Source organism: Pseudovibrio sp. Ad26, assembly GCF_001623285.1.
Classification (GTDB): domain Bacteria; phylum Pseudomonadota; class Alphaproteobacteria; order Rhizobiales; family Stappiaceae; genus Pseudovibrio; species Pseudovibrio ascidiaceicola.
On the sequence record NZ_LMCE01000116.1, the window covers coordinates 1 to 2370 of the forward strand.

Consider the following 2370-nt stretch of genomic DNA (forward strand, 5'->3'; position numbering starts at 1 on the left):
TGCACGCAGCGCAGCGTAGGAAGCCGGTCGCACTGCCTGCTTGCAGGTTGCCTTGAGCAAAGTGAAGGGAGACTTCAAAGGGCAAGCAGACAAAGAAAGCCGCTTTGCGGCTTACCGCCTGAACCTGTTTCCCATCCGATTCAACGACTTTCTTCAAGGTCAAAGATCTGTTGCGATCCAGCCAAGGAGCCTTTGTAACTGTTTGTGCTCTGGATACTTTTCGCCAAGCTCAATCAACCGTTCAGCTGTCATTTTCTCTGTAAAGTCATTTTGACCACATGGAATATTGTGCAGGGCCTCAGCAACATCGAATGCCATCACATTGCCGCCTTCTATTCGCTGGTCAAGCAGGCCGCGAATTAATACAAAACCGTCTTGTGCAAGGCGCTCTCTATTTGTGATCTTCATAGTGTTTCCGCTTCACTCAAGCTCTCGGCCTTTTCAGATCCCGGCAGTGCATTATTGCTAACAGCAACAATTGCTCCCTCAAGCTGCAGCACGATAGAAACTACAACGACACAGAATAAGAGGGCTGGTGTGCGTGCAAAGACCTGCACAAAAGCCATGAGACTGACCAGTGTCAGTGCGATTGAGTGCCGCGTCAAACCGAACCTCACGCCCTCGCGATTGCCTTTGAGGTAAGAAAGCAAAGCCGCGCAGAACAGCGTTTCAAATCCTGTCAGCAATGCCAGTGTGGTAAAAGTCATTTGTTCAAAATTCCTTATTCAGATCTGATTTTTTGCTCAGCACAAAGGGCCTCTAGCCATGGCGTGTCTTCGTCCAGGCGATCCTCGACCTCGCGCCGCTCTCTGGCAATGTGCTCATCGCTCATCCCGGCTAAGTCGTTTTTGAATGGAGCGACAGCAACTTGATCGTAGTCTACTTTCTCAGCTGCTTTCACCGGCGACACACCTTCTACCCTCCCCCCTTCTCCAGCCTGTATTTTGCTCAGGCATTCAATGGTGTGCTGAAGCATCTTCAACCGTTCATCAAATGAATGAGTTGGGTTGAATAGGTTCGTAAACTCATCTTCAAAGGGAGTACCTTCCCCGGCGATATACTCTGGATCGACGCCAAAGGTTTCGGCCAGTTCTCCAGCCAGTGTAATTTCCAATGCCATCAAGCGCTCAGCCACAGTACTGATCTCTTTCAGGTTTTCTGTCAGCTTTTCCGTAATCATATTTTGTCCTTATACATTATTGAAATATAGGGTCTATTCTGGCTTACATCATTGAGTTTCAAGTCGCTTTTTTCAAGCCGCTTTGCGTGCGGTTGTACCTTCCACCCGCTGTTTCAAAGATTTGCCGTTGAACATCGTCCACCCGGTTCGCTCTTCCAGTTCGAGATATTTTTGATACAGATCCGGACGGCATCTGGCTCCGTGCCGCAGGTCATTTGCACTGCCCATGATGCAGAATACACAAGACAGTCTGTCATTGCCTAGCCTGTTTCGATGCACTCTGTAAGCGTGAAACGGCACCTGTCCTGCCCGCTCGATGATAGCGAATACATGTGCGCTCGTCAGATGATGAATAGGCATGTATTCATAGACTTCACGGCCAGCCTTACTCAGTACAGCATTCAGCCTCAACGGCTCCTTTCTGGCTCGCCCCGAGCTTTCCTGCGCGCGTATACCAGTGCAGTTCAAGGCCAGCGTTGCACCGCGTGCTTTCATGGATGCTCTGATGAACTTGTAAATGAGGCCACGCTTTAAATCGCTGGTGCACTGGCGGGTTGAGCTGGAAGGCCAGGGCGGCACATCCGGGCGGGTTCTGGCACGGTGCTCCACCATATCAAAGAAGGTCTTTGCTGCCTGCACCACATTCAAAGAGTGATGAATAGTCGCCTTGATGTGGTCTTGAACCCCGTCCCACTCCACTACCCCCAGATCGGCATGAACAACGACAATCTGGTGATCCGGAACGAGCTGAGTTAAGGCGGCATACATGGCCTGACTGTCTTTGCCGCCGCTGTGCGAGACGTAAAAGATTGCTCCGCGTTTAATCAAGTCGGTAATTTTCTTGCGCTCCAAAATCACAGCGGCCCGCTCCCTGACAGCTTTGAAAAAGTGTCCACTCCCCTCCCCCTCTGGAAGGTTCGTTTCACTTTTCTCGTCATGGAAAGCCGTTCGGTGTGGTCAAGGTCATTCTTTGAATGCCTGCTTGCAGGTTGCCTTGACCATGCTGAAGGGAGACTTAAAGAACAGCAGACAAAGGAAGCCACTAAGCGGCTTTCCGCCTTTCTTTGCACGAGGGACAGTCCCCGCATGGCCGAGACAGACAGTGGAGCGCTTTAGGTTGAGTTTTGCCGTTGCTGGCTCGTTAGAGACGGCAGGGGGAAATTATGAGACCTTAAGTGTGGAGGTGTGTG

General features: G+C 50.9%; 4 protein-coding genes. All 4 read right to left on the bottom strand.

Annotation, left to right across the window (positions count from 1 at the left end):
- Positions 1–159: 159 nt before the first annotated feature.
- The 4 genes from PsAD26_RS23065 to PsAD26_RS23080 all read right to left on the bottom strand — a co-directional run bounded on the left by PsAD26_RS23065 (position 160) and on the right by PsAD26_RS23080 (position 2038).
- Complete coding sequence (locus tag PsAD26_RS23065; RefSeq protein WP_063312295.1) at positions 160–408, bottom strand: hypothetical protein; 249 nt, start codon at positions 406–408, stop codon at positions 160–162.
- Positions 405–707: a hypothetical protein gene (locus tag PsAD26_RS23070; protein WP_063312296.1), complete on the bottom strand. Its 303-nt coding sequence runs from the start codon at positions 705–707 to the stop codon at positions 405–407. The genes PsAD26_RS23065 and PsAD26_RS23070 overlap by 4 nt, the downstream gene beginning before the upstream one ends.
- A 14-nt stretch (positions 708–721) precedes the next feature.
- Positions 722–1180: a hypothetical protein gene (locus PsAD26_RS23075; protein ID WP_063312297.1), complete on the bottom strand. Its 459-nt coding sequence runs from the start codon at positions 1178–1180 to the stop codon at positions 722–724.
- Between the two features lie 72 nt (positions 1181–1252).
- Positions 1253–2038, bottom strand: a complete 786-nt coding sequence (locus PsAD26_RS23080) for a phosphoadenosine phosphosulfate reductase family protein (RefSeq protein ID WP_208985824.1) — start codon at positions 2036–2038, stop codon at positions 1253–1255.
- Between the last annotated feature and the right edge of the window lie 332 nt (positions 2039–2370).